This is a genomic window from Streptomyces albidus (ex Kaewkla and Franco 2022) (genome assembly GCF_013870515.1).
In the GTDB taxonomy this organism is placed as follows: Bacteria; Actinomycetota; Actinomycetes; order Streptomycetales; family Streptomycetaceae; genus Streptomyces; species Streptomyces albidus.
This window is the reverse complement of record NZ_JACBXA010000004.1, coordinates 37973-64081: the sequence shown is the minus strand read 5'-3', so window position 1 is coordinate 64081 and position 26109 is coordinate 37973. Positions and strand designations below refer to the sequence as shown.

The following is a 26109-nucleotide window of genomic DNA, read 5'->3' as shown; positions in this document are numbered from 1 at the left end:
CGCCACCATGACGATCGACGTCAACAACGAATCCGGCCGCAAGGTCGACGAGTCCGCGCTGCTGGACATCGCGCGCTACTCCCTGAGCCGCATGCGCATCCACCCTCTCTCCGAGCTCTCGGTGATCGTCATCGACGCCGACGCCATGGAGCAGCTGCACCTGCAGTGGATGGATCTGCCCGGCCCCACGGACGTGATGTCCTTCCCGATGGACGAGCTGCGCCCGCCCGTACGGGACGAGGAGGAGCCGCCGCAGGGCCTCCTCGGCGACATCGTGCTCTGCCCGGAGGTCGCCGAGCAGCAGGGGGCCGACGCCCCGACGCAGCACTCCATGGACGAGGAGCTCCAATTGCTCACCGTCCACGGTGTGCTGCACCTGCTGGGCTACGACCACGAGGAGGCGGCCGAGAAGGCGGAGATGTTCGGTCTGCAGTCCGCGATCCTCGACGGCTGGCGTGAAGAGAGGGGCCTGACAGGCCCGTCTCCGGCCCCCACCACCACCTCGTGACCGCGCAGTTCATCGCCGCGGCGATCCTGCTGGTCGTCATCGCGTGGCTGGCCGCCTGTGCGGAGGCGGGGCTCGCGCGTACGACCAGCTACCGCGCCGAGGAGGCCGTCCGGCAGGGGCGCCGCGGCGCGGAGCGCCTGGCGGTCGTCGCGGCCGACCCCACCCGCTACCTCAACCTGGCGCTGCTGGTGCGCGTCGCGTGCGAGGTCGCCTCGGGCGTCCTGGTCACCTACACCTGTCTGCGCTTCTTCGAGGGGACCTGGCAGGCGTTGCTGGTCGCGATGGGCGTGATGGTTCTCGTCAGCTACGTCGCGATCGGCGTCTCGCCCCGCACCATCGGCCGTCAGCATCCATTGAACACGGCCACGGCCGCCTCGTACGTGCTGGTGCCGCTCGTGCGGATCCTCGGTCCCGTGCCGCAGTTGCTCATCCTGGTGGGTAACGCGCTGACCCCCGGCAAGGGCTTCCGCAAGGGCCCGTTCGCGAGTGAGGCGGAGCTGCGGGCGATGGTCGACCTCGCCGAGCAGGAGTCGTTGATCGAGGCGGACGAGAGGAAGATGGTTCACTCCGTCTTCCAGCTCGGCGACACGATCGTGCGCGAGGTGATGGTGCCGCGCACCGACCTGATCACCATCGAGCGGTTCAAGACCATACGGCAGGCGCTCACGCTCGCCCTGCGCTCGGGTTTCTCGCGCATCCCGGTCGTCGGGGAGAGCGAGGACGACATCGTCGGCGTGGTCTATCTCAAGGACCTCGCGCGCAGGGTGCACATCAGCCGTGAGGCGGAGACGGAGCTGGTCTCCACGGCCATGCGCCCGGCGACGTTCGTACCGGACACCAAGAACGCGGGCGATCTGCTGCGTGAGATGCAGCAGGACCGCATCCATGTCGCCGTCGTCATCGACGAGTACGGCGGTACGGCCGGCATCGTGACCATCGAGGACATCCTCGAGGAGATCGTCGGCGAGATCACCGACGAGTACGACCGTGAACTGCCCCCCGTCGACGACCTGGGCGAGGGGCGTTACCGCGTCACCGCCCGGCTCGACATCGGCGATCTCGGCGAGCTGTACGACTTGATCGGTCTGGACGACGAGGACGTGGAGACGGTCGGCGGCCTGCTGGCGAAGTCGCTGGGCCGTGTGCCCATCGCCGGAGCCACGGCGACGGTCGACGTCACGGAGGACAGGTCCGACCCGACGCTCACCGCGCTGCGGCTGACGGCCGAGGCCCCGGCCGGGCGCCGGAACCGGATCGTCACGGTGCTGGTGGAGCCGATCCGTTCGGCTGAGGCCTCGGACGACCGTTCCGCGGACGAGCCCGCCAACGTGTGACCGCTCGCCAGGGCCAGGGCCGGGACGGGCCGGCGTCGGGGGCTGCCGGGTCCGCTCTCGGATCCGGGGTCCGCGGCGCCTTCGGCCGCCCGGTGGGATCCTTGAGCGCATGACGCCGGACCAGCTGCGGACGTACTGCCTCTCGCTGAACGGAGCCGTCGAGGACCGTCCGTTCCCGGGCAGTCCCGGGCTGTCGGCCTTCAAGGTCGGCGGGAAGATCTTCGCTTTCTGCTCCCTCGACGACAGCCCCCTGCGGGTGAGCCTGAAGTGCGAGCCCGAGCTGGCCGTGCAGCTGCGTCAAGCGCATGCCGCCGTCTCGCCGGGATACCACTTGAACAAGCGGCACTGGAACACCGTCGTGATCGACGGCACCCTCCCGGAGCGCATGGTCCGGGACCTGGTCGAGGACTCCTACGACCTGGTGGTCGCCGGCCTGCCCCGGCGTGAACGGCTCCTGCTCGACCGGCCCTGAGCAGGGCGCTGCGCCCGGCGGCACACCCATGGAAGGCCTGGGAGGCGCGCGTCATATGCTCGGTCGCATGAGCGACCAGAGTGACCAGGCACTGGACCCCGAGGACCGCAAGCTCCTGACGCTGGCGCGCAGCGCCCGCGCCCGCAACGGCGTGCCCGAGGGTGCGGCCGTACGGGACGAGACCGGCCGCACCTATGTGGCGGGTTCGGTCGACTTGGCCTCTCTTCAACTGAGCGCCCTGCAGACGGCGGTGGCGATGGCGGTCGCGTCCGGGGCGTCGTCCCTGGAGGCCGCGGCAGTGGTCACCGAGGCCGAGCTGATCCCCAAGGCGGATCTCTCGGCGGTGCACGACCTGTCGGGTGCTGCGACGACCGTCCTGCTGGCGGGCCCCGACGGCAGTCTGCGCGCCACGGTCGCGGCGGGCTGAGGCCTTCCGGGGCGGCCGGACGGTCGGGGGCACTCACCCGATCGGGGACAATGGTCGCCATGGATGCACCTTCCCCGGCTTCCCCAGCTCACAAGGCCTCACCGGCCGACGACGCCGCCGACGCCCCGCACCGCTCAGGCTTCGCGTGCTTCGTCGGCCGCCCCAACGCGGGCAAGTCGACTCTCACCAATGCGCTGGTGGGCACGAAGGTCGCGATCACCTCCAACCGCCCGCAGACCACGCGGCACACGGTGCGCGGAATCGTGCACCGCCCCGAGGCACAGCTCGTCCTCGTCGACACCCCGGGCCTGCACAAGCCGCGCACGCTGCTGGGGGAGCGGCTCAACGACGTCGTCCGCACGACGTGGGCCGAGGTCGACGTCATCGGCTTCTGCCTGCCGGCCGACCAGAAGATCGGTCCCGGTGACCGCTTCATCGCCGCCGAACTGGCCGGTCTCAAGCGGACCCCGAAGGTGGCGGTCGTCACCAAGTCCGATCTCGTCGACTCCCGGGCGCTGGCCTCGCAGCTGATCGCCGTCGACCAGCTCGGCAGGGAGACGGGGATCGAGTGGGCCGAGATCGTCCCGGTCTCGGCGGTCGCAGGCGAGCAGGTCGCGCTCCTGGCCGATCTGCTGGTCCCGCTGCTCCCCGAGGGCCCGCAGCTCTACCCCGACGGCGACCTCACGGACGAGCCGGAGCAGGTCATGGTCGCCGAGCTGATCCGGGAGGCGGCGCTGGAGGGCGTACGGGACGAGCTGCCGCACTCCATCGCGGTCGTCGTCGAGGAGATGCTGCCCCGCGAGGACAGGCCGGCGGACCGCCCCCTGCTCGACATCCACGCCAACATCTTCCTGGAGCGCCCCAGCCAGAAGGGCATCGTGATCGGCCCGAAGGGCAAGCGCCTCAAGGAGGTCGGGTCCACCTCGCGCGTCCACATCGAGGCGCTGCTGGGCACTCCCGTCTATCTGGACCTGCACGTGAAGGTCGCCAAGGACTGGCAGCGCGACCCCAAGCAGCTGCGCCGGCTGGGCTTCTAGGTCCCTGCGGTCGCTCCGGCGCACCACGCCGGGGCGGGCACGTGCGCGTATTTCGCGTCGTGCCGGGCCCCGGCCCGGTGGGCCTCCACCCGCGAGGCGACATACCCGTTCAGTACAGTCCGCCGCCCGCGTTGACCGCTTGCCCGGTGATCCAGCGTCCCGCGTTGGACGCCAGGAAGGCGATGACCTCCGCGGCGTCCTCGGGCTCGCCGATGCGGCCGAGGGGCGTCTGCTTCGCGATGCCTTCGGCGGCGCCGCCGGGACGGTCGTCGAATGAGGCGCTGCGGACGGGGCCGAGCACGACGCTGTTCGCGGTGATTCCGCGCGTGCCGCACTCGTGGGAGAGGGTCCGGATCAGCTGTTCCCCGGCCGCCTTGGTCGCCGCGTAGAGACCGAACTGCGGGATGTGCATCCTGGTCACGCCGCTGGAGACGAAGATGATCCGTCCGTCGCACCGCAGCCGCCGGGCGGCCTCCCGCATCGAGACGAAGATCGACCGGGTGTTGGTCAGGAAGCTCGTGTCGAAGTGCTCGTCAGGGGCGTCGGCGATCGTCGAGAACGTGGCGGAGGTGTTGGCGTTGTTGACGAAGATGTCCAGGGCGTCGAAGTTCTCCTCCACGGCGTCGAACAGGTCCCGCACCTGCGCGGGGTCGCCGATGTCGGCCTGCACCGCGACGGCCTCCCCACCGCCCTTGCGGATCTCGTCCACGACCTCGGCCGCGGCCTCCGCGTTCGTGTGGTAGTTGACGACGACGGCGGCGCCGTCAGCGGCGAGCCGCAGCGCCGTGGCGCGGCCGATGCCCCGTGATCCGCCGGTGACGAGCGCGATCTTCCGAGCTGTCATGGTTGGTTCTCCCCTTACCGGTTGATTGCGCGTCCAAGTCGTCCACCCCGGCAGCGCGTTCAGGAGCCTGCGCCTGTCCGGCCGGTCCGCGAGTGCGACGGCATTCCGGGGTCCGGCGGATTCCGTGGGACGGACGTACCTGCTCCGACCGGTGCCTCCGGCTCCCCGCCGGTGGTTGCCACTCGGCTGTCGGGCGCCGGGCGCGCAGTGGGTGGAGCAGGTCCCGTACACCACTCGTGAGGATCCATCAGGGCTCTTGAACACCGCTGGTGTCCTGGTGGTGCCGCGTCTCACCCGTCACCGGTCCGTACCACCAGCCCGGCTCACGAGCCCTTCAAGCCCCCGTCTCTAGCGTTCCTGTCGCAACGCAGCCGTCGGCATTCCGGCAGGCGGCAGTGATGTGCTCAGCGTTCGAAGGGGAATCTGGTGTCAACTGGCAATGCGCTGAAGGTGGCCGCGAAGGACGTACCGTCCACCGACCGCCAGGGCGGCGAGATCAAGGCTCTGCTCACCCCCACTTCGGTCGGAGCGACCGACGGATTCACCGGCACGATGCGGATCGCCCCCGGCGACCGGGTCGCCGAGCACTACCACCCCTATTCCGACGAGTTCGTCTACGTCGTCGAGGGGGCGCTGCGGGTCTCGGTCGACGGTGACGAGCAGGAGGTCGCCTCCGACGAGGCGGTCATGTTCCGGCGCGGGCAGCGGCACCGCCTGGTCAACGCCGGTTCCACGGCGGCGTTCCTCGTGTACCACATCAGCCCGCTGGCCCCACGGCCCGAACTCGGGCACGTCGACACGGAGAAGCCGCCCAATCCGGATTCCGAGCCCCCTCAGGTAGGTGGTCCACGATGAACCGCAGGGTCGTCATCACGGGAATGGGAGTCACGGCGCCCGGGGGCGTCGGCACCGACGACTACTGGAAACTGATCTCGTCCGGCACGTCCGCGACCAGGACGATCTCCCTGTTCAACGCGGACGGTTACCGGTCCCGCATCGCCGCCGAGGTGGACTTCGAGCCGGAGTTCCACGGCCTGACGCCGTTGCAGATCCGGCGGCTGGACCGCGGCGGCCAGTTCGCACTCGTCTGCCTCCGGGAGGCGATCGCCGACAGCGGCATCGAGATCGACGAGGCACTGGCCGCGCGTACGGGCGTGAGCATCGGCAGCGCCATCGGCGCGAGCACGAGCCTGGACCAGGAGTACTCGGTCGTGAGCGACTCCGGCCGCGACTGGCTCGTCGGGCACACCGACGTCGTACCGCAGCTGTTCGAGTACATGGTGCCCGTCAGGTTCGCCTCCGACATCGCATGGGAGGCCGGCGCGGAAGGGCCCGCCACCGTGATCTCCACGGGCTGCACCTCGGGCCTCGACGCGGTGGGATACGCCTTCGAGTTGATCCGCGAGGGTTCCGCCGACGTGATGCTGGCCGGCGCGACCGACGCCCCCATCACGCCGATCACGGTCGCCTGCTTCGACGCGATCAGGGCCACGTCGCCGAGGAACGACGACCCCGAACACGCCTCCAGGCCCTTCGACTTCGACCGGGACGGCTTCGTACTCGGCGAGGGAGCCGCGGTGTTCGTCCTGGAGACGCTGGAATCGGCCCGGCGCCGCGGAGCGCACATCTACGCCGAGGTGTCCGGCTTCGCCGGGCGCAGCAACGCCTACCACATGACCGGCCTCAAGCCCGACGGCCGTGAGATGGCCGAGGCGATCGACGCGGCGATGCGTCAGGCCCGCGTCAATGCCGAGGACATCGACTACATCAACGCGCACGGTTCGAGCACCAAGCAGAACGACCGGCATGAGACGGCGGCGTTCAAGCGCAGCCTGGGCGACGTGGCGTACCACCGCCCCGTCAGCTCGCTCAAGTCGATGCTGGGGCATTCGCTCGGCGCGATCGGCTCGATCGAACTGGCCGGCTGCGCGCTGGCGATCGAGCACGACGCCGTGCCGCCGACGGCCAACCTGGAGACGCGCGACCCGGAGTGCGACCTCGACTACGTGCCGCTGACGGCGCGCGACCAGCCGGTGAACACCGTGCTGAGCGTGGGCAGCGGATTCGGCGGCTTCCAGAGCGCGGTCGTCCTCAACTCCTACCGGGGGGAGGCGGCATGACGGCCTCTCCGGCAGTGGTGACGGGCCTCGGCGTGATCGCCGCCAACGGCGTGGGCGCCGAGGAGTACTGGGAGGCGTCGCTCGCGGGGAAGAACGCGATCGGTGAGGTCTCCGCGTTCGACTCGAGCAGCTATCCGATCCGACTGGCAGGCGAGGCCCGCGACTTCACCGGCGCGGACCATCTCCCCTCGCGCCTGACGAAGCAGACCGACCGCGCGACTCAGATGTCGCTGGTGGCCACCGAGTGGGCCCTGGCCGACGCAGGGGTCGAGCCGGAGACGTTCCGCGACTACGACATGGGGGTCGTGACCTCCAGCGCCGCCGGCGGATACGGCTTCGGCCAGGCCGAGTTGCAGAAACTGTGGGGCCAGGGCTCCGAGTTCGTCAGCGTCTACCAGTCCTACGCCTGGTTCTACGCGGTGAACACGGGCCAGGTCTCCATCCGGCACGGCATGCGGGGATCCAACAGCGTGCTCGTCGGAGAGCAGGCGGGCGGGCTCGACGCCGTCGCGCACGCCCGGCGCAACATCCGGAACGACGCGGCCACGCTCATGGTCACCGGCGGTACGGAGACGACGCTGTGCCCCTGGGGCTGGGTCGCGCACGTGGCCGACTCCCGGGTGAGCCGGAAGTCCCAGGCGCACGAGGCCTACCTGCCCTTCGACGTCGAGGCGAGCGGTCACGTTCCCGGCGAGGGCGGGGCCATCCTCATCACGGAGAACGCGGACACCTGGCGCGCCCGGGGCGGCGGCAACGTCTACGGCGAACTGGCCGGGCACGCCTCGACGTTCGACCCGCCGCCGGAGAGCGGCCGCGGATCCACGTTGGACCGCGCCGTGCTCAACGCCCTGGCCGACGCGGGTGTCACCCCGGACGAGGTCGACGTCGTCTTCGCCGACGCGGCCGGCCTGCCCGAGCTCGACGCCGCCGAGGCACGCGCCCTGACGAAGATCTTCGGACCCTCGGGCGTACCCGTGACGGCTCCGAAGACGATGTTCGGCCGGCTCTACGGAGGCGGGGGACCGCTCGACCTGGCCACCGCCCTGCTGAGCATCCGGCACGACACGATCCCGCCCACGACCAACACCCAAGTGCGCGCCGCGGACTGCGCGAGCCTCGACCTCGTCCTGGGCGAGCCCAGGCGGAGCGAGGTGCGGACCGCGCTCGTGATCGCACGCGGCTACGGCGGATTCAACGCCGCGACAGTTGTCCGCGACCACCCCCATTGAGTCAAGCGGAGGAGCAATGGCCGAGATGACCTTCGAGGAACTACGCACGATGATGCGCGAGGCCGCGGGCGAGGGCGACGACGTCGACCTCGGCGGCGACATCGCCCGAACTCCTTTCGGGGAGCTCGAGTTCGACTCGCTGGCCCTCATGGAGATGGCGGCGAGGATCAAGCAGGAGCACGGCGTCGAGGTCCCGGACGACGACCTCCCCGAGCTCAAGACCCCTCAGATGATGCTCGATTACGTCAACGCCCAGCCCGCAGTGAGGTGAGTGGAATGCCCGCGAAGACAGACAACAGCGTCGTCATCAACGCACCCTTCGAGCTGGTGTGGAGCATGACCAACGACATCGAGTCGTGGCCGCAGCTGTTCAACGAGTACTCGGACGCCAAGGTCCTCGAACGCGACGACGAGCGCATCCGGTTCCGGCTCTCCACGCACCCGGACGCGGACGGCCAGGTGTGGAGCTGGGTCTCGGACAGGTTCCCGGACCACGCGACGAAGACGGTGCGAGCCGTACGCGTCGAGAAGGGCCCCTTCGAGTTCATGAACCTGCACTGGGAGTACGAGGAGTTGCCCGAGGGCACCAGGATGCGCTGGCAGCAGGAGTTCGACATGAAGCCCGGCGCGCCCAAGAACAACGAGCAGATGACGAACCATCTCAACACCGCGACCCAGAGCAACATGGGCCACATCAAGAAGGTCATCGAGGAGGCCGCGCAGCAACAGGCCGGTACCCGGTCGGTGGTGGAGACGATCCCGCTTGCCGACGACGACCTGCACGGCTGGCACCAGGTCCTGCTCTCCTTCGGCGGCAGGCTGCTGAAGGTCGTCCAGGTGCTCCTCGAACTCGACATCGCCGAACGGCTGACGGGCGGGCCCCGCCCCGTCGAGGAGCTGGCACGCGAGTCCGGTGCCGACGAGACGGCGCTCTACCGGCTGCTGCGGACCGCCACCGCGGTGGGCATCTTCCGTGAGACGGCGGCCCGTTGCTTCGAGAACACGCCGATGTCCTCCGGGCTGCTGCGGTCCTCGGACGTCGTGCCGCTCATCAAGTACAACACGATGGACATGACGACCCTTCCGTACGAGGAACTGATGCACAGCGTGCGGACAGGCGAGCCGGCCTTCGAGCACAGGTTCGGCAAGTCCTTCTACCAGTACCTCGAGGACAACCCCGCCGACCGCGAGTTCTTCGAGCAGTTCATGAGCCACTGGGCGCGGCAGATGACCGAGGAGGAGATGAACTCCTTCGGGTTCGAGCGCTTCACGAAGCTCGCCGACCTGGGCGGCAACGACGGGTACTTCCTCGGCCAGGCGCTGCGCGGACACCCGGGGCTCAGCGCGGTGCTGATGGACCTGCCCGAGGTGGTGGGCTCCGCGGACCCGGTGCTCGCGAAGCACGGTGTGTCCGACCGGGTCGAGGTGTGCGCCGGGGACTTCTTCGAGCAGCCGATCCCGGAGGGCTGCGACGCGTACCTGCTCAAGGCGGTGCTCCACAACCACTCCGACGAACGGGCCGAGAGGCTGCTGCGCCGGGTCCGCGAACGGATCGGCGACACCGGCGCGACGCTCCTCGTGTGGGACATGGTCATGGCGCCGGCCAACCACTGGGACCACGGCAAGCTGCTCGACCTCGACATGCTCGTGCTCTACGGAGGCCGCGAACGCACCCTCGAGGACTGGCGGGAACTCTTCGCCCGCACCGGGTTCGAGCTGGTGAACGACCCCATCGAGCACTGGACTCTCCTGGAGTGCAAGGCACGGTAATCCACCGACGCAGGATTGGTTCTCGATCATGGTTCATGGTCAGGTCATCTCCGTCGCGGAGGCCGAGTGGTCTCCCTGCCGCGCGTGCGGCCGACTGGTCTACTGCCGGCAGTGGCAGCGGTCGTGGGGTGTATGCCCGCACTGCTCGCACCACAGCAGGCTCTCGGCCAGGGACCGGATCGCGCAGCTGGCCGATCCGGGCAGTACCCGGCTGCTCGACTTCGACGTCGGAGCGTACGACCCGCTGGAATTCGTGGACTCCGAGCCCTACTCGGAGCGGTTCCAGCGGGCCCGGGAGTCCACAGGGATGGACGAGGCGGTGGTGTGCGCCCGTGCCGAGATCATGGAACGGCCACTGGTGATCGCCGCGATGGACTTCCGCTTCATGGGCGGGAGTCTGGGCAGCGGCACGGGCGAACTCATCACGCGTGCCGCCGAGTTCGCGCTGGAGGAGCGCATACCGCTGCTGGTCGTGCCGGCCTCCGGCGGGGCACGGATGCAGGAGGGCGCCCTCTCGCTGATGCAGATGGCGAAGACGAGTCAGGCCCTCGCCAGTCTGAACGAGGCCGGGATCCTGACCGTCTCCCTGATCACGGACCCGACGTACGGCGGTGTGGCCGCGTCGTACGCCTCGACCACCGACGTCATCCTCGCCGAGCCGGGGGCGCGCATGGGATTCGCGGGCCCCCGGGTCATCCGGCAGACGCTTCAGCAGACGCTGCCGGACGACTTCCAGACCGCGGAGTTCCTGCTGGAACGCGGCTGGATCGACGACATCGTGCCGCGGGCCCATCTGCGGGGCACGCTCGGTTCGTTGCTTGCGGCGCAGACGCCCCGCACGCCGGTGGTCGACGGCGACGTGGAACTGGTGACGGACCCCTCGGGGCTGGCGGACACCGATCCGTGGGCCGCCGTGCAGCGGGCCCGGGACCTGTCCGGGGCGACCACGGCCGATTACCTCCAGCGCTCCTTCGACTCGTTCCTGGAGCTGCACGGCGACCGTGTCTCGGGCGACTGCCCCGCGGTGATCGGCGGTCTGGGAGTGCTGGAGGGAGCACCTGTCGTCGTGGTCGGGCATCAAAAGGGCCACGACTCCGCCGAGTTGGCGGCACGCAACTACGGCATGGCCTCACCCGCCGGCTTCCGCAAGGCGGCCCGGCTGATGAGGCTGGCCGGCAAACTCGGCCTGCCCGTGGTCACGTTCATCGACACCCCCGGCGCGTATCCCGGGGTCGCCGCGGAGGAGCGCGGACAGGCCGTCGCCATCGCGGAGAACCTGGTGCTCATGTCGGCGCTCCCGGTGCCGATCGTCACCGTCGTCATCGGTGAGGGCGGCAGCGGCGGTGCGCTGGCGCTCGGGGTGGCCGACCGGGTGCTGATGTGCCCCGGTGCCACGTACTCGGTCATCAGCGCGGAGGGCTGCGCCGCGATCCTCTGGGACGACGCGGAGAAGGCTCCCGACGCGGCTCGCGCCCTGCGGGTCGACGCGAAGTCGCTGCTCTCCCTGTCCGTCGTGGACGCGGTGCTGCCGGAGCCGGGAGACGCCTCCGGCTACGCCGGGTCCGTACCGGACGACGTGATGCGCGTGGCCCTGGCGAGCACGCTGACCGCCCTTTCGGGCGGCGATCCCGCGGCTCTCGTCGCGGAACGCAAGAAGAGGTTCCGAGCTTTCGGGGCCGAGGAGGCCCCGGTGATGCAGGAGGTGGCCGGGTGACTGACACGACGTACACGAAGGAGGAGAAGACAGAGGTCTCGCAGGACGAGCTGCTGCGGTCGGTGTGTGCGCGGGTGGCGCAGCTCGCGGAATCCTCGAAGCTGGGGCCGCGGGTGATCCGGATGAGCGTCTCGGGAATCTCGGTCGAGGTCGAGTGGCCCGAGTCCGGGAACCCGGTGATCCCGTCGGCGATGCCAGGCGAACTGGAGCCGGCTCCCGCGGACAACCCGAACGTGAACCACGTCTGCGCACCGACGGTCGGGCGCTTCTACCACTGTCCGAGCCCGGGCGCGAGGCCGTTCGTGACGGTCGGCGACCGGGTCGAGGAGGGCCAGCAGGTCGGGATCCTCGAGGCGATGAAGCTCATGATGCCGATCCACGCGGAGACGACCGGCATCGTCGAGGAGATCCTCGCCGCCGACGCGGCGTCTGTGGAGTTCGGTGAGGCCCTGCTGGCGGTCTCGCCGAGCGGCGGCGGGGAGTGACCGGCAGATGTTCGAGACTGTTCTCATCGCCAATCGCGGCGAGATCGCCCTGCGCATCGCCCGTACATGCCGGGAGATGGGAATCCGCGTCGTCGCCGTGTACTCGACGGAGGACGAGGACTCGGCAGTGGTGCGGTTCGCCGACGAGGCCGTACGCATCGGCCCGGCCGACGCCAAGCAGAGCTACCTGCTGATCCCCGCCGTGATCGAGGCGGCGAAGAAGACGGGCGCCCAGGCGATCCATCCCGGTTACGGATTCCTGTCCGAGGACCCGGACTTCGCGGAGATCTGCGCGCAGGACGACGTGAAGTTCATCGGCCCGTCCGGATCGACGATGCAGGAGCTCGCCGACAAGTCGCGTACCCGTGCCCTGATGCGCGACGCGGGAGTCCCCGTGCTTCCCGGGAGCACAGAGCCGCTGGACGACTGGAAGGACGCGAAGGAACTCGCCGACGAGATCGGCTATCCGGTGCTGCTGAAGGCCGTCGCCGGGGGCGGCGGCCGGGGCATCGGGCTGGCGAGGGACGCGGCCGAACTCCGCGGCGTCTACCGGGAGACCCGGTCCCAGGCGCAGGCGCTGTTCGGGGACGGACGCGTCTACCTCGAACGGTTCGTGGAGCGTGTCCGCCACATCGAGGTGCAGGTGCTGTGCGACGCGTACGGCAACGGAGTCCACCTCGGCGAGCGGGACTGCTCGCTCCAGCGTCGCCGGCAGAAGCTGGTGGAGGAGTCGCCCGCCCCCGGCCTGCCCCCGGGCGTGGCCACGAAGATGGGCGAGCTGGCGGTGCAGGGTGCGCTGGCGGTCGGCTACGAGGGAGCGGGCACCTTCGAGTTCGTCGTCGACGAGCACGGCGCCTTCCATCTGATCGAGGTCAACTGCCGCCTCCAGGTGGAACATCCGGTGACCGAGATGGTCACGGGGTTCGACCTCGTCGCCGAACAGCTGAAGGTCGCCGCGGGCGAGCCGCTGAGCATCCGCCAGCAGGACGTCGAGTTCCGCGGGACCGCGATCGAGGGCCGGATCAACGCCGAGAACCCCGCGCTCGGCTTCGTGCCGACACCGGGTGTCCTGGAGACCTTCGAGCCGGCAGGGGGCCCGTTCGTACGGGTCGACAGCCACGGCTTCCCCGGCATGACCATCTCCCCGGCCTACGACTCGCTGCTGGCGAAGCTGATCGTGTGGGCGCCCGACCGGGAGCGGGCGATCGCCCGGTTCCGCCGGGCGATCGGGGAGTTCCACATCGCCGGGCACGGCGTGAGCAGCACGGCGTCGTTCCTGTCCGACATCGTCGACCGCCCCGTGTTCCGCAACGCCGAGCACCACACGAACTCCGTCGAGCAGCTGCAGCAGCGCCCGGACGGAACCCACTGACGACCTTCACGAACGGACACCGACAGGAGAACTCCCCATGCACGCAGACAAGACGGCGGCTCTGTCACCGGCACCCGTGCTTCAGCTCACCATGGCCTTCTACGGTTCACAGGCGCTCGTCAGCGCCGTCGAACTCGACGTGTTCACCCAACTCGCGGACGAGCCCCTGCCCTTGGAGGAGGCCGAGCGGGCACTGGGGATCGACCCCCGCGGCGCTCGCGACTTCCTCGACGCCCTGGTGGCCCTGGACCTGCTCGACCGCGACGAGTCGGGCTACCGCAGCAGCACCGTCGCGCGGCGGTATCTGGACCGGCGTGAGCCGACGTACGTGGGCGGCTACGCGATGATGGCGAAGCACTACCTGATGCCCATGTGGGGCAAGCTGACCGATGCGGTTCGCACGGGCGCTCCCCAAGTCCCCACCGGCGGCGGCTTCTTCGACGGATACCAGGACCCGAACGCGGCGCGCCCCTTCCTCGGTGCGATGGACGCGGTGAACGCACAGGTCAGCCGTGAACTGACCGAACTCGTCGACTGGGAGCGGTACACGTCCTTCGTGGACGTCGGCGGTGCACGGGGCAACCTGGCGGCCACGCTGGTGAACCGCTACCCGGACCTCGGCGGCACCGTCTTCGACCTGCCCCAGATAGAGCCCTTCTTCCAGGAGCACGTCGAGGCGCTCGGCGTGGCGGACCGGGTCGGCTTCCGGGCGGGCGACTTCTTCGACGATCCGCTGCCGCAGGCCGACGTGCACATCCTGGGCCACATCCTTCACTACTACGGAGCGAAGGAGCGGCGGCAGATCCTCGAGTCCGTGTACGAGTCGGCCAACCCGGGCGGCGGCATCGTCGTCTACGACCGGATGATCGACGACGAGCGCAGCGAGCGGGCACTGAGCCTCCTCGGCAGCCTGAACATGCTGCTCACCTCCGACGGCGGCCGGGAGTACACGCTCGGCGAATGCCACGACTGGCTGCGGGAGGCCGGCTTCGAGGTGCAGATGTCGGAGCCGGTGGGAGGGATGGACGTGCTCGTCTTCGCGACGAAGCCGTCCGCGGCGTCGTAAGCCCTCACCCTTCCGGCGTCGCGACTCCCCGCGCCTCCGCCGTCGTCGGGCCGCCGAGCCGAGCGGCGGCGAGGCGGCGGCGCCTGCACGGGCGGCCGTACGGCCGGATGCTGGAAGCCCCGCCTCACCCGGCTCAGCCCGTACGTCCCGCACCGAGCGCGGGCAGGATGATGTAGTCGATCACTTCCCTGATGCCGTCCTCGGACAGCGGCCATCCGCGCAGCAGTTGCTGCTGAATGATCATGGCGGGGCCGACCCTGCCCGCGAGGAGCACAGGTGCGGCGGAGCTGATCTCTCCGCGGTCGGCGGCACGGCGCATGACGTCGACGATGAGCTGGATCCTGGGCTGGATCAGGCGCTCGTCGATCGCGGAGACCAGCGCGGGGTGCCGCCCGTCCACGATCACCCCGCGAAGTGCTCTGCCCGCAGGCGCGTTGAGCACCATCGTCATGCGGGTCAGCAGATACAGCAGGTCGCCGTGGAGCGAGCCGGTGTCGGGCAACGGGTCGTCGAGGCGGGGCAGTGCGTCCCGCAGGGCGTCGAGGACCAGCTCCTGCTTGGTCTGCCAGCGCCTGTAGATTGAGGACTTCCCGGTGTGCGCGCGCTCGGCGATGCCCTCGATGGTGGCGCCGTCGTATCCTGCTTCGGCGAGTTCTTCCATCGCCGCGGTGAAGATCGCTTCCTCGAGTGCCCGCCCGCGGCGGCGGGTCGGCGCAGGCCGGCCGCTCCCGTTCGTCCTGTTCACGGGGATCAGCGTACTCGCGGCCGCGGCGGCGGGTCGGCGGGCCGTATTCTCCGAATATTCACAAAGCCCTTTCGTCATGGATCCTCCCGGTTCATCGGGTATTCTCCCGCGTAATGCATGGCCGTGCAGGACACATGAATTCCTCATCTGAGTGCGTGATTTCCTCATGTTGTCGTCCCGTGTACGCCTCATCTACTGTTGGCTGGCTGTGGGCGGTCAACGGCGGCGCGAGATGAGTCAATTCGAATGACACGTACAGACCCTTTACAGGGGACACGGGGGAATTCGTCGGCGCGAGTGGCGCTGGTGCATCGGCTCCGCGGCCGATGTGAACGTACCGGCGAAAAGGTCATCGAGGCACTCGACGACGCATTCCCCGCGTTCTGCACGTCACGAAAAGTGCGCAAAGTGCGCGACGAGGCGGTTCTCTTTATTGTCCGCAGGTCGTTAGAACTGTGGTCCGAGGGTAAACGCGTCTCGGATTCGGACATGCAGATCTACTGTTCCAAGATGCTGGAGCTGTCGCGGTCCGGCTGCTCCTTCAGCGACCTGATGGCCATCTGCGAGTTCGTCGGGTCCACCACGCTGGCCGAGACGTGGGCGGTGGCCGAGGCGGGGGACCTCACGAACCTCGCCGACTTCACCCGGTGGCAGGCGGAGCAGCTGCCCTTCATCCTCGAGCGGGTCCAGTCGACGCTGTGCGATTCGATGCGCGACGAGAGCCGTGGGCGCAAGGTGCGCCGGGAGTACGCCCAGGCGCTGAGCAAGGGTCTGGCGACCAAGGAGCTCGCCGTCGCTGCGGATTTCGCGGCCGTCTACTCCTACGTCGTCATCGTCCCCATCGTGGCCGACCCGGCGATGCGGCACGACATCCTGCTCGCCGCGGAGGCCGCGGACGGCGGGGACTGGGGCAGGGTGATGATCTGCGACGGCGAGCCCCTGCCGGCCGTCTTCCTCGCCGTGACCGACGCGGCCGAGTGGAACGGCGACGCTCCCGCGCACCGGATGACCCGCGTCCATCGCCTCTACCAGGCCCTGCGCAAGCGGCTGGGGAACGGCTGGGCCATCGCGACGGCTCAGGCGGACGGGCCCGAGGCGGTGCCGGACGCGCTGGAGCGGGCCCGCGGCATCGCGAGCGTGGCGTGCAACTCCAGCACGTGCGGGGTCATCACGGAGGAGATGGTCCCGCTCGATCGCGCGATCGCCTCGGACGAGGGCCTGCGCGACGCGCTGTGCGAGGTCATCGCACCGCTCCTCCCGTACCCGGAACTGACCGAGAGCCTGGACCTGCTCTACCGGTTCGACCTCGACCGGGGCCGCACCGCCCATGCGCTGGGCATCCACCGCCGGACACTGGTGCACCGCCTGCGCCGGATCTCGGAGAAGACCCATCTGCATCCGGTCTCGAGCCGGGGGGTGGCGGTGCTCCAGGTGGGCCTCGTCGCTGCCCGCGCAGCCGGGCTGCTGGAGTTCCCGAAGGCTCCACGCGCGATACGCGCGAAGAACTGAGCCACATTTCACTTCGGATTCCGCAGGTGTATTCCTGAGCCGCTCATTGACCGGCGTTTGACCTTTTCTTGGGCCCTCATTTCATGTTCGGCCGACATGGGCAAGGAATGCCCGAGTTTGCGATGTTACCGATGGTAGCTGGCAGCATGGGAAATGGCTCGCCCTGCCATGGCCCACTGTGACATCCAGTTTGCCTTGACCCTCGGTCAAAGCCTCTTGAGTATTGAGAACGCCGTCGCACGAGTACCGCTGGGCAATCCATGCCTGATTTTCTCCCGCTTCGGCTCCGCACGAGAAAGCATGACAGTGCCGGACTCGTGCCGGCAGCACTGGCGATCCGTCGGAGGAGACGTGAACAGCAACGAAAATGAAGTCATGCATTACACCGTGCTCCGCGCGGTGGGAGTGAAATTGCGCGATCATTACCTCTCTCTTACCGCCGCAAAACCAAGGGCGGTGCTCGCGCTTCTCATGCTCAACGTCAACGAAACAGTGCCGAAATCGGTTTTCCTGGACGAACTGTGGGGCGAGGACCCTCCCAACAGCGCGTACAACACGCTCCAGACCTACATCTTCCAGATCCGCAAGTGGATCTCCCGCGTACAGGGGGTGGACCCCGCGCTGGTCAGCGGGGAGCGCGTCGTCACCGAGCCCTGCGGCTACAGCTTCTGCGTCCCGGACAGCAGGCAGCTCGACCTGGGCCAGTTCGTCCTCCTCGCACAGGAGGGCGAGCGGGAGTTCGCGTCGGGCAACTACACGGATGCGGTGAGGCTGCTGAACGCCTCGCTGGACCTGTGGAGCGGGCAGGGAACTGTCGAGGCCCGCACGGGCGGAGCCATCGAAGCGAAGTTCACACAACTGCGGGAGCGGCGGCTGCGTGCCCTGGAGGACCGCATCGAAGCCGACCTGATGCTGGGCAGACACCGTGAACTCCTCGGTGAGCTGGCCTCGTTGGCCATCGAGTACCCGCTGCACGAGAGCCTCCACGGCAAGCTCATGATCGCCCTGGCCCGCTCGGGGCGCGTGCCCGACGCACTCAAGGCGTACCAGCGCCTGCGCAACAGCCTCGTGGACGAGCTGGGGCTGGAACCGTCGGAGCAGTTGAGGAGCCTGCAGCAGGCCGTCCTCGCAGAGGACCCCCGTGTGAAGCCCGAGGGCGAACACGAACTTCTCGAACTCTCCAGCCGGCAAGCCGGATAGGGCTCGTCCCGGCGCTGAACAGACACCGGACGGCGAGAGCCGCGGTGGTCGGCCGGCAAGGCCGACCCGAGCGCTTCGCCGTACATACGGCCGACGGTCAGGGCCCGCCGGCCAGTCGACGACCTGTTCGACGTCGCGGAACGCGGGGCCGCAACTCCCGTACCGCTCCGTCGAATCCTGGGGCCGTCCGTCGCGTGACGTCACGCGTGCGGGCGGCCTTGCGCGTTCGTGCCGGAACCCTCCGCGTCCCCTGCGGCAACGACCCGGGCCGCCGTCGCCCGTCCCCGTCCACACCTCGACTCAGGCTCACGTGGATGTCGACGGGCGGGCGCCACGATGAGACCGCGTCACAGGAAAGGCCGGAAGCACACCCGACTACCGGACGGCGGAGACCAACTGATGCTGCACCAGACCCTGATGGTCAACCGATTCAACGACCCCTCGGACACCCGCGAGATCGCTGAGCTCTTCGCCGAGCACGACCGCACCCCGCTGCCGATCGAGCTCGGTGTGTCGCGTAGGACCCTGTTCCGCTACCGCGACCTGTACATGCATCTCATCGAGACGCACGGAGACCTCATGCCGAACTTGAACGCGGCACGCGAGGACCCGCTCTTCCAGAAGGTCAACACCCGCCTCGGCACCCTGCTGAGCCGCTACGACAGCAACTGGTCGGAGATGGAGGACTCGCGCGCCGAGGTCTTCTACGACTGGATGCCCGACCGGAGGTGACAGGCGGTTCCGGCAGGCCAGCTACCTTCCCGGAAAGGATCCCGGTGTCTGAGATCACGGTTCCCCGGCTCAACAACAACGACGCCTCGTACGTGTTCCTGGAATGGCTCTTCGAGGACGGCCAGGACGTGCCGGGCGACGCCGTCGTCGCCATGGTGGAGACCGCGAAGGCGGTCGAGGAGATCGTCGCCGAATCCGCCGGAGTGCTGCGCCAGGAGCGCAAGCCGGGCGAGGAGTGCGCGCCCGGGGACGTCCTCGGGCGCCTGCTGGACCCGGCCGAGTCCGGGTCGTCCTCCCCGGCGGCCGCGCCGTCGCAACAGACGCCCGACGAACCGGAGTTGACGGTCACCGAGCCCGCCGCCGCCTTCATGGCGGAGCACGGCATCTCGCGGAGCGACGTCGCCTCGCTGGGCAAGCCGGTCGTCACACGCGCCGACGTGGAGCAACTGGCCGCAGGGCCCGCTCAGGACGGCGAGCGAGTCGTCGACCTCGGACGGCACCAGCAGGCGGTGGCCGCCACGGTCGAGCAGTCGATGCGTGAGATCCCGCAGGCGTTCGCGCTCATGAGGATCAAGGGGACCGTGCTGGCCCAGGAGCGCAAGGCCGTACGGCTCGAGACCGGTCTGGTGTTCACCACCCTGGAGGTGCTCGTGCTGGCGGCCGGGAGGCTCGCCTCCGAGTTCCCGATGATCCACGCGCGCAGGATCGACGAGGGGCGCGTCGCGCTGGCAGACGACGTGCACGTCGGCGTCACCATCGACTCGGGGAACGGCCTGTACATCCCCGTCGTGCGCTCCGTGGCGACCAAGTCGCTGAGCCAAGTCACGGGCGAACTCGAAGAGTTCCGCCGCAAGTCGCTGACCGGCGACTTCCGCGCGCGGGACCTGACGGGCGCCCACCTCTCGGTCTCGGTGGCGGGATACACGGACCTCACGTGCTCGGTGCCGTTCGTGCAGCCGGGGCAGAGCTGCATGCTCTCGCTGTGCGGCACCCAGTACGAAGCCGACCCGGCCTCGGGCCGCCGGGTCCCCTACTTCAACGTCGGGCTCTCCTACGACCACCGCGTGGTCAACGGGCGCCTGGCCGCTCACTACCTCAAATCAGTGAAGGCACTGCTCGAGAGCCCCGAGAAGGCCGCCGAGATCTGCCGTGGCAACGACCCGGCCGTGCCGACCATGTGGACGGAGGAGAGCCGTGATGGCGGCTGACACACCGGGAAGCACGCCCCTGACGCACAGCCGGCTGACGTACATGATGTCGGCCTACAAGGAGACCAGCGTGCTCAAGGCCGGTATCCGGCTGGGCGTGTTCGACGAACTGGCCCGCAAGGAACCGCAGGACGCGGAGTCCCTGAGCGCCCTGCTCGGCTCGGACCCGAGGGGGACGCGGATCCTGCTGAACGCGCTGGCCGCCCTGCATCTGCTCGACACCGACGGGCACGAGTACCGGCTCACGGAGGGGGCCGCGGAGCTGCTGGCCCGCGACAGCGACGGATACGCCGGCGACATGATCCACGTCATCGCGAGCGACTTCGAGTGGGACGCCCTGAAGAACCTGGACGGCGCCGTGCGGCACGGAGGCACGGTCCTCGACGAGCACGCGGAGACCCCCGAGTACTCCTACTGGGAGGACTTCGCGGCGTACGCGCCGCACGTCGCCAAGCCGACCGCCCAGGTGCTGGCCGACGCGCTGGAGCCGTGGGCCCGCGACCGCGAGGGCCTCGACGTGCTCGACGTCGCCTGCGGGCACGGCGTCTACGGATACACCGTGGCCCAGCGCTACGAGCAGGCGGCGGTGTGGTCGCTGGACTGGAAGAACGTCCTGGACGTGACCGCGAAGCACGCCGAGTCGATGGGGGTGCTGGACCGGACGGAGTTCATCGTCGGCGACATGTTCGACGTCTCCCTCGGCGGACCGTACGACCTGGTGCTCGTCACCAACGTCCTGCACCACTTCTCCGACGAGCGCGCGCAGGAGTTGCTGCGCCGCGCGGCCTCCGCGCTCAAGCCCGGGGGGAAGGTCGGAGTGGTCGGCTTCGTCACGAGCGACGAACCGCCGATGACTGACCCGGCACCGCACCTCTTCTCGGTGCTGATGCTCGTGTGGACGGCCGAGGGTGAGGTCCACTCCGAACGCGACTACGAGCGGATGTTCGCGGCTGCGGGTCTGGAAGCGCCCTCGATCCACCCCGTCGAGAACATCCCCTTCCATGTCCTGCTCGCAGGCCGCGCCTGACGCGAGTGGAGGTACCGACCATGCTTGACGCGTCGACGACGACGGCCCCCCGCGTCGCCGGGCCGGCCGAGCCCGCTGACGACGATCTCGAACTGCTCCTGCTGATCCGGCACTTCGAGCTCAGCCTGCTCGACCTGTTCTCGGCGGGAAAACTGAACGGCACGACCCACACCTGCCTCGGCCAGGAGCATGTCCCGGTCGCTCTCGGCCCGTTGCTGGGCGAAGGCGACTACGTCTTCAGCAACCACCGCGGCCACGGCCACTATCTCGCCCGGTTCCGCGACCCCGAAGGGCTGCTGGCCGAGATCATGGGCCGGCAGGGCGCCGTCTGCGACGGCGTCGGCGGCAGCCAGCACATCCTGCGCGGGCGCTACCTCTCCACGGGCGTCCAGGGCGAGAGCCTGCCCGTGGCGGTCGGCACGGGACTGCATCTCAAGCGGCACGAACCGGGCTCCCTGGCGCTGGTCCACATCGGCGACGGCACCTGGGGCGAGGGCAGCGTCTACGAGGCGCTGAACATGGCCCAGTTGTGGCGGGTTCCGGTGGTCGTCGCCGTCGAGAACAACGGGATCGCGCAGTCCACGCCTGCCGCCCTGCAGATGGCGGGCTCCATCGAAGGCCGCGTGACGGGCATGGGCATCGCCTACCGCCGCATCGAATCGTGCGACGTCCACGACATCAGGACGGCCGTCGAAGCGGACGTGGAGCAGGTGCGGGCCACGAACCGGCCGCTCGTGCTGGAGTTCTCCGTGCCGCGGGTGGGCCCGCACAGCAAGGGCGACGACACCCGTACGCAGGAGGAACTGGCCGACGCCCGTTCGCGGGACTGGTACGAGGTCTACGGGCGGCGCTTCCCGGAGGGCTTCGCCCGCGCCGACGCCAGGCTGCGCGAGCGGGTGTCGCAGGTGACCCGGGACGTCGACGCGCGCCCCCTGTCGGAATGGAGGGACGCATGCCTCGCTCCGAGCGCGTAGTGGAGAACCTCAACGCCGCGCTGCACCGGGTGTTCGCCGAGGACGAGTCGGCGTACCTCATCGGTGAGGACCTCGCCGATCCGTACGGCGGAGCCTTCAAGGTCGGCAAGGGGCTGAGCACGAAGTACCCGGGCCGCGTCCTGAGCACCCCGCTGAGCGAGAGCGGCTTCGTCGGGGTGGCCAACGGGCTGGCGCTCACCGGGAACACCGTCTTCGCCGAGATCATGTTCGGCGACTTCGCCTTCCTCGCCTTCGACCAGTTGTGCAACTTCGCGGCCAAGTCCGTGTCGATGTACGGCTCGCGCCAGGAACTGCGGATGGTCGTCCGGTGCCCCGTCGGAGGGCATCGCGGCTACGGGCCCACGCACAGCCAGGCCGTCCAGAAGCACTTCATGGGCGTGCCGAACCTGGCGCTGTACGAGCTGACGCCGTTCCACGACAGCGCGGACGTCTTCGCGGAGATGGTCGGGCGCGGTGAGCCGTGCATCCACTTCGAGGACAAGACGCTCTACGGCACCCGTCGCTGGACCGAGGGAACGGACGACCTCTTCGAGTTCGGCTTCGCGGGCGCGCGTCGCGAGTACGGCACGGCGCAGCCGCGGGTCGGCTCCGGCGACGCGGACTGCGTGATCATCGCGACCGGCGGCACCGCACCCCTCGCGCTCCAGGCGGCGCGCAAGCTGTTCCTCGAGGCGGAGACCGTCTGCCGGCTCGTGGTGCCTTCCCGGCTGTACCCGCTGGATCTCTCGCCGGTCGAGGGGATGCTCGCGCGCGCCCGGCGGATCGTGGTCGTCGAGGAGGGAGTCGCGGGCGGAACCTGGGGCGCCGACGTGGCCCAGGAGATCTACGAGCGCATGTGGGAGAGCCTGTCCGGCCGTGTCCGGCTCGTCCACTCCGACTCCAGCGTCATCCCCTCCGCCGCTCATCTCGAACGCGAGGTGCTGGTCCAGGCGGAGGACATCGAGAAGACCGTCCGCGAGGCACTGGCCAGGTAGCGGACGGCGGCCCGTATCAGGAGGTAGCAGCATGGCGACCATCTCGGCCGGTGACGACGTCTTCACCCTGGTGAACGTCTTCCCGGTGGAACCGGAGGACCAGCAGGAACTCTTCCGGGTCCTCACGGACGCGACGGCCATCATCAAGCGGATGCCCGGCTACATCTCGGCGAACGTGCACCTGAGCCGCGACGGCAAGTACGTCATCAACTACGCGCAATGGCGCAGCGAGGCCGACTTCCGCGCGATGCACGGCAAGCCCGAGGTCCAGGAGCACTTCGACGCGTGCCGGCGGCTGTCGAAACCGCAGCCGATCTTCTGCAAGGCGGCCTATACCCACGATGCGGAGAGCGACGTGGAGCGCTGGGCGTGACGAGGACGCATCCCGCGGTACCCGGTCCGTCTGACGCACCGCCAGACGGACCGGAGCCGGGCCGGGCGCAGCGGCCGTACCGGTCCCTCGTGCCGCCGAACTGCCGCACCAGCCACCGGAATTGAGGACAGCAGCATGCGGAAAACGCTCCTACGAACCGTCTTCCGGCGCTTCTCGCCGGCCACCGAGAACCGGCTCCTGAGGCCGTTCCTGGTCGTCACCGGCCTGGTGGTCGGGGCCGGGTGGTTCGAGATGCGCGTGGTCATCCCGCAGTGGGCGGAGGCTTCGAACGCCGAGGAGGTGGCGGAGGCTCTGGAACGGTCCGGGCACATGGCCTCCGGAAAGCAGTTCTGGGCGCTCGTGAGTCCTGCCGCGGTGCTGCTGACGGCCGCCAACCTGTACGCGGCCGTGGGATCCGAGGCCCCCCGGCGCGGGCCCTGGATCCTGGCCTCCGGGACGGCAGCGGTGACCAGCGCGGCGACCGCGGCCTACTTCGTCCCGGAGCTTCACCGGCTGAGCAGCGCACACGACTTGAACGACCGTCAGGTGCGTGAGCGGATCCGGCGCCGGGTGCGCCTGGACCAGGTGCGGCTGGTCGCACTGACGGCCACCTGGTACGCGGGCCTGCGCGCGTTGTCCCGCTGAGCCCAGCTGAGCCCAAACGGGTGTCCGACGTCGGACGGCGTCACTCGATGCAGTCGATGAACCGGAATTGGCCTGCTGTTCACCCACACATGAAGGTCTTTTAGATACGCTTGCGTATCTAAAAGACGCGAATACAATACACAAGCGTCTGTTAACTGGTTCGACGTGGGAGTCTCCGATGACATCGACGAATCCGGCGCAGGCCGAGGCGAAGGAGAGCCCGGCCGCAGCGCGTTCCCCGGGGATGGTGCTCGCGGTGCTCGCGGGCGCGCAGTTCCTGGTCGCCCTGGACATCACGATCATCCTCATCGCAGTGCCGAGCATCGAGCGGGATCTGAACTTCTCGCCTGCCGCTCTGCAGTGGGTGGTCAACGCCTACACCCTTACGTTCGGCGGGCTGCTGCTGCTCGGCGGCCGGCTGGGCGACCTGTTCGGCAAACGACGGATCTTCCTGACGGGGACCGCCGTCTTCGTGGTCGCCTCGCTCTTCGGCGGTCTCGCCCAGGACCAGGCTTCGCTGATCGCGAGCCGGGCCGGGCAGGGCGTCGGCGCCGCCCTGCTCTCACCCACGGCCTTCGCGCTGGTCGCCACACACTTCTCCGAAGGGCCGCGGCGCAACCGGGCGTTCGGCGTCATGAGCGCCACCGCGGGCGGAGCGTCCGCGCTCGGAGTCATCGCCGGCGGAGTCCTCACGGACGCCCTGACATGGCGGTCCGCCTTCTTCGTCAACGTCCCGCTGGGCGCGCTCATCTTCGCCGGTGCGGCGCTGCTGCTCTCCGAGCCCGCCCGGCCCAGGCGCAAGCTGGACCTGCTCGGCGCCGTCACCGTCACGGGCGGCTCCACGGCACTCGTCAACGGAGCGATCAGCGCGTCCGGCAGCGGGTGGACCTCGGGTCCCACGCTGATCTCGTTCGGCGCCGCCCTGGTCCTGCTCGTCGGCTTCGTCGTCGTCCAGGCGACGCACTCCCAGCCGCTGGTCTCGCTCAAGCTGTTCGTGAACCGGGCCCGATCCGGCGCGTTCGGCGTCCAGTTGCTCAACAACTGCGTGAACATCGGCTTCTACTACTTCCTGAGCAAGTTCGCCCAGGACGTGTTCCACTACGACCCGCTCACCGCCGGCTTCGCGCTTCTTCCGGCGCCGGTGTGCGTGATGCTCGCAGCGCAGATCGCCTCCAGGCTGCTCGCCAGGACCGGCCCGCTCCCGATCCTCATCGCGGGCGCGCTGCTGCTCATCAGCGGGCTGTTCTACGCCTCGTTCCTCTCGTACGACTCCGACTACCTCACCCGGATGCTTCCCGCGCTGATCCTCTACGCCTCCGGCTTCGGCAGCATGGTCGTGCCGGTCACGATCACGGCGCTCTCCGGGATCCAGCCGCAGGACTCGGGCATGGCCACGGGCGTGCTCAACGCCTGTCAGCAGGTGGGCACTTCGTTCGGTCTGGCCGCGATGGTCACCGTCTTCGCAAGCGGGCTCCACGATTCGCCGGGCAAGCCGAGCCCCGGAGTCGTGACCGCCGCGTACGACAACGCCCTGACGCTCGGCGCGGGAATCGGGGTGCTCTCGCTCCTGGTGGTGCTCCTCACCATCCGGCAGCAGCGTGCCCGGACCAGCTGAGCCCAAGTTCCCTCGATCCGAGCGGAGTCGACTCTCATGAAGCTCGCGGTATTCGGCGGCACGGGCAGGACCGGCCACCACCTCATCCGGCAGGCGCTCGACGCCGGCCACGACGTCACGGCCGTGGTGCGAGACCCCTCCCGGCTCGAAGTCCGGCACGAGCGGCTCGACTTCGAGAAGGCGGACGTCTTCGATCCGCACGCGGTGGCACCGGCCGTCGACGGTGCGGACGCGGTGGTCACCGCGCTGGGCAAGACGTCGCGCAGTCAGCCGCACGTCCTGCGCGACGGCACGAGAAGCATCATCACGGCCATGCGGGCCACTGGCACGCGCAGACTCGTCGCGGTCAGCAACTCGGTGCACACGGCGGAGGCCGGCGACTCGCTCGGGCGGAGGCTGGTGCAGCGCCTGCTGCGGCTGCCCCTGAGCGTGCCCCTCGCCGACGTCGCCGCCATGGAGAGGGAGGTCGCCGCGAGCGGCCTGGACTGGACGATCCTCCGGCCCGCCCGCATGAAGGACGGTTCCCGTACCGGGAATTACCGCCTCGCCGTCGGCGAGCACGTGCCCGGTGGCTGGTCCATCGTGCGCGGGGACGTCGCCGACGCGATCCTCCGCGTACTCGACGACGAACGCGTGGTCGGCACCTTCGTCGGCCAGGCCCACTAGGCCCTGCCGGAGCCGAAGTCGGGGAGCGGCCGACAGCTCCTC

At 69.3% G+C, this 26109-nt stretch carries 27 protein-coding genes and 1 pseudogene; 26 read left to right on the top strand and 2 right to left on the bottom strand.

Going from position 1 to position 26109, the window contains the following annotated elements; genetic code table 11:
* Window positions 1-7: 7 nt before the first annotated feature.
* From ybeY to era, 5 genes are all read left to right on the top strand, one after another.
* A complete protein-coding gene (ybeY, locus tag H5J26_RS01830) occupies window positions 8-508 on the top strand; it encodes an rRNA maturation RNase YbeY (protein WP_181763855.1) in 501 nt (166 codons plus the stop codon).
* Window positions 505-1842 (top strand): hemolysin family protein, encoded by a 1338-nt coding sequence (locus tag H5J26_RS01825; protein WP_181763854.1) that lies wholly within the window; start codon window positions 505-507, stop codon window positions 1840-1842. Before ybeY ends, H5J26_RS01825 begins: the two co-directional genes overlap by 4 nt.
* 109 nt (window positions 1843-1951) lie before the next feature.
* Window positions 1952-2314 carry an MmcQ/YjbR family DNA-binding protein gene (locus H5J26_RS01820; protein ID WP_181763853.1) on the top strand — a complete coding sequence of 121 codons (363 nt, stop codon included), beginning with the start codon at window positions 1952-1954 and terminating at the stop codon, window positions 2312-2314.
* Window positions 2315-2381: 67 nt separating this feature from the next.
* The gene (locus H5J26_RS01815; RefSeq protein ID WP_181763852.1) at window positions 2382-2741 is read left to right on the top strand and encodes a cytidine deaminase; all 360 of its coding nucleotides are present in this window, start codon (window positions 2382-2384) and stop codon (window positions 2739-2741) included.
* A 59-nt stretch (window positions 2742-2800) separates the two neighbouring features.
* The gene (era, locus tag H5J26_RS01810) at window positions 2801-3778 is read left to right on the top strand and encodes a GTPase Era (RefSeq protein ID WP_181763851.1); all 978 of its coding nucleotides are present in this window, start codon (window positions 2801-2803) and stop codon (window positions 3776-3778) included.
* A gap of 109 nt (window positions 3779-3887) precedes the next feature.
* Here era and H5J26_RS01805 read toward each other — a convergent pair whose 3' ends face one another.
* Complete coding sequence (locus tag H5J26_RS01805) at window positions 3888-4622, bottom strand: SDR family oxidoreductase (protein ID WP_181763850.1); 735 nt, start codon at window positions 4620-4622, stop codon at window positions 3888-3890.
* Window positions 4623-5048: 426 nt separating this feature from the next.
* Between H5J26_RS01805 and H5J26_RS01800 the strand changes: the two genes are divergently transcribed.
* The 10 genes and pseudogenes from H5J26_RS01800 to H5J26_RS01760 all read left to right on the top strand — a co-directional run bounded on the left by H5J26_RS01800 (window position 5049) and on the right by H5J26_RS01760 (window position 14378).
* The gene (locus H5J26_RS01800; protein WP_181763849.1) at window positions 5049-5477 is read left to right on the top strand and encodes a cupin domain-containing protein; all 429 of its coding nucleotides are present in this window, start codon (window positions 5049-5051) and stop codon (window positions 5475-5477) included.
* Window positions 5474-6742: a beta-ketoacyl-[acyl-carrier-protein] synthase family protein gene (locus H5J26_RS01795; RefSeq protein ID WP_181763848.1), complete on the top strand. Its 1269-nt coding sequence runs from the start codon at window positions 5474-5476 to the stop codon at window positions 6740-6742. Before H5J26_RS01800 ends, H5J26_RS01795 begins: the two co-directional genes overlap by 4 nt.
* Window positions 6739-7971, top strand: a complete 1233-nt coding sequence (locus tag H5J26_RS01790) for a ketosynthase chain-length factor (protein ID WP_181763847.1) — start codon at window positions 6739-6741, stop codon at window positions 7969-7971. The genes H5J26_RS01795 and H5J26_RS01790 overlap by 4 nt, the downstream gene beginning before the upstream one ends.
* Before the next feature lie 16 nt (window positions 7972-7987).
* The gene (locus tag H5J26_RS01785; RefSeq protein ID WP_181763846.1) at window positions 7988-8242 is read left to right on the top strand and encodes an acyl carrier protein; all 255 of its coding nucleotides are present in this window, start codon (window positions 7988-7990) and stop codon (window positions 8240-8242) included.
* Between the two features lie 5 nt (window positions 8243-8247).
* Window positions 8248-8700 (top strand): annotated as a pseudogene (locus H5J26_RS31185) (SRPBCC family protein); the annotation flags it as partial.
* A 15-nt stretch (window positions 8701-8715) separates the two neighbouring features.
* Window positions 8716-9741: a methyltransferase gene (locus H5J26_RS31180; protein WP_419183745.1), complete on the top strand. Its 1026-nt coding sequence runs from the start codon at window positions 8716-8718 to the stop codon at window positions 9739-9741.
* A 28-nt stretch (window positions 9742-9769) separates the two neighbouring features.
* Entirely contained in the window at window positions 9770-11455 is a 1686-nt protein-coding gene (accD, locus tag H5J26_RS01775) for an acetyl-CoA carboxylase, carboxyltransferase subunit beta (RefSeq protein ID WP_181763844.1), read from the top strand.
* Window positions 11452-11940, top strand: coding sequence for an acetyl-CoA carboxylase biotin carboxyl carrier protein (locus tag H5J26_RS32170; protein WP_210770901.1), 489 nt, complete (start codon window positions 11452-11454; stop codon window positions 11938-11940). The genes accD and H5J26_RS32170 overlap by 4 nt, the downstream gene beginning before the upstream one ends.
* Before the next feature lie 7 nt (window positions 11941-11947).
* On the top strand, window positions 11948-13312 hold the full coding sequence (locus H5J26_RS01765) for an acetyl-CoA carboxylase biotin carboxylase subunit (RefSeq protein ID WP_181763843.1): 1365 nt from the start codon (window positions 11948-11950) through the stop codon (window positions 13310-13312).
* Window positions 13313-13349: 37 nt separating this feature from the next.
* Entirely contained in the window at window positions 13350-14378 is a 1029-nt protein-coding gene (locus H5J26_RS01760) for a methyltransferase (protein ID WP_181763842.1), read from the top strand.
* A 133-nt stretch (window positions 14379-14511) separates the two neighbouring features.
* On the opposite strand, the gene H5J26_RS01755 is transcribed toward H5J26_RS01760, so the two are convergent.
* Complete coding sequence (locus H5J26_RS01755; protein ID WP_181763841.1) at window positions 14512-15123, bottom strand: TetR/AcrR family transcriptional regulator; 612 nt, start codon at window positions 15121-15123, stop codon at window positions 14512-14514.
* A 489-nt stretch (window positions 15124-15612) separates the two neighbouring features.
* Here H5J26_RS01755 and H5J26_RS01750 point away from each other — a divergent pair, with 489 nt between their 5' ends.
* From H5J26_RS01750 to H5J26_RS01700, 11 genes are all read left to right on the top strand, one after another.
* Window positions 15613-16632 (top strand): helix-turn-helix domain-containing protein, encoded by a 1020-nt coding sequence (locus H5J26_RS01750; protein WP_181763840.1) that lies wholly within the window; start codon window positions 15613-15615, stop codon window positions 16630-16632.
* Window positions 16633-17007: 375 nt separating this feature from the next.
* Window positions 17008-17832 (top strand): AfsR/SARP family transcriptional regulator, encoded by an 825-nt coding sequence (locus tag H5J26_RS01745; protein WP_181763839.1) that lies wholly within the window; start codon window positions 17008-17010, stop codon window positions 17830-17832.
* Window positions 17833-18231: 399 nt separating this feature from the next.
* The gene (locus tag H5J26_RS01740; protein ID WP_181763838.1) at window positions 18232-18564 is read left to right on the top strand and encodes a TcmI family type II polyketide cyclase; all 333 of its coding nucleotides are present in this window, start codon (window positions 18232-18234) and stop codon (window positions 18562-18564) included.
* A gap of 44 nt (window positions 18565-18608) precedes the next feature.
* Complete coding sequence (locus tag H5J26_RS01735; protein ID WP_181763837.1) at window positions 18609-19772, top strand: 2-oxo acid dehydrogenase subunit E2; 1164 nt, start codon at window positions 18609-18611, stop codon at window positions 19770-19772.
* Window positions 19762-20799, top strand: coding sequence for a class I SAM-dependent methyltransferase (locus tag H5J26_RS01730; RefSeq protein WP_210770900.1), 1038 nt, complete (start codon window positions 19762-19764; stop codon window positions 20797-20799). Before H5J26_RS01735 ends, H5J26_RS01730 begins: the two co-directional genes overlap by 11 nt.
* A 20-nt stretch (window positions 20800-20819) precedes the next feature.
* Complete coding sequence (locus H5J26_RS01725) at window positions 20820-21773, top strand: thiamine pyrophosphate-dependent dehydrogenase E1 component subunit alpha (RefSeq protein ID WP_181763836.1); 954 nt, start codon at window positions 20820-20822, stop codon at window positions 21771-21773.
* Window positions 21752-22768: an alpha-ketoacid dehydrogenase subunit beta gene (locus H5J26_RS01720; RefSeq protein WP_210770899.1), complete on the top strand. Its 1017-nt coding sequence runs from the start codon at window positions 21752-21754 to the stop codon at window positions 22766-22768. The genes H5J26_RS01725 and H5J26_RS01720 overlap by 22 nt, the downstream gene beginning before the upstream one ends.
* Window positions 22769-22799: 31 nt before the next feature.
* Complete coding sequence (locus tag H5J26_RS01715; RefSeq protein WP_181763834.1) at window positions 22800-23141, top strand: antibiotic biosynthesis monooxygenase family protein; 342 nt, start codon at window positions 22800-22802, stop codon at window positions 23139-23141.
* Between the two features lie 135 nt (window positions 23142-23276).
* Complete coding sequence (locus tag H5J26_RS01710) at window positions 23277-23786, top strand: hypothetical protein (protein WP_181763833.1); 510 nt, start codon at window positions 23277-23279, stop codon at window positions 23784-23786.
* 178 nt (window positions 23787-23964) lie between these two features.
* Entirely contained in the window at window positions 23965-25401 is a 1437-nt protein-coding gene (locus tag H5J26_RS01705; RefSeq protein ID WP_181763832.1) for an MFS transporter, read from the top strand.
* A 36-nt stretch (window positions 25402-25437) separates the two neighbouring features.
* A complete protein-coding gene (locus H5J26_RS01700) occupies window positions 25438-26067 on the top strand; it encodes an NAD(P)-dependent oxidoreductase (protein ID WP_181763831.1) in 630 nt (209 codons plus the stop codon).
* Window positions 26068-26109: the final 42 nt, after the last annotated feature.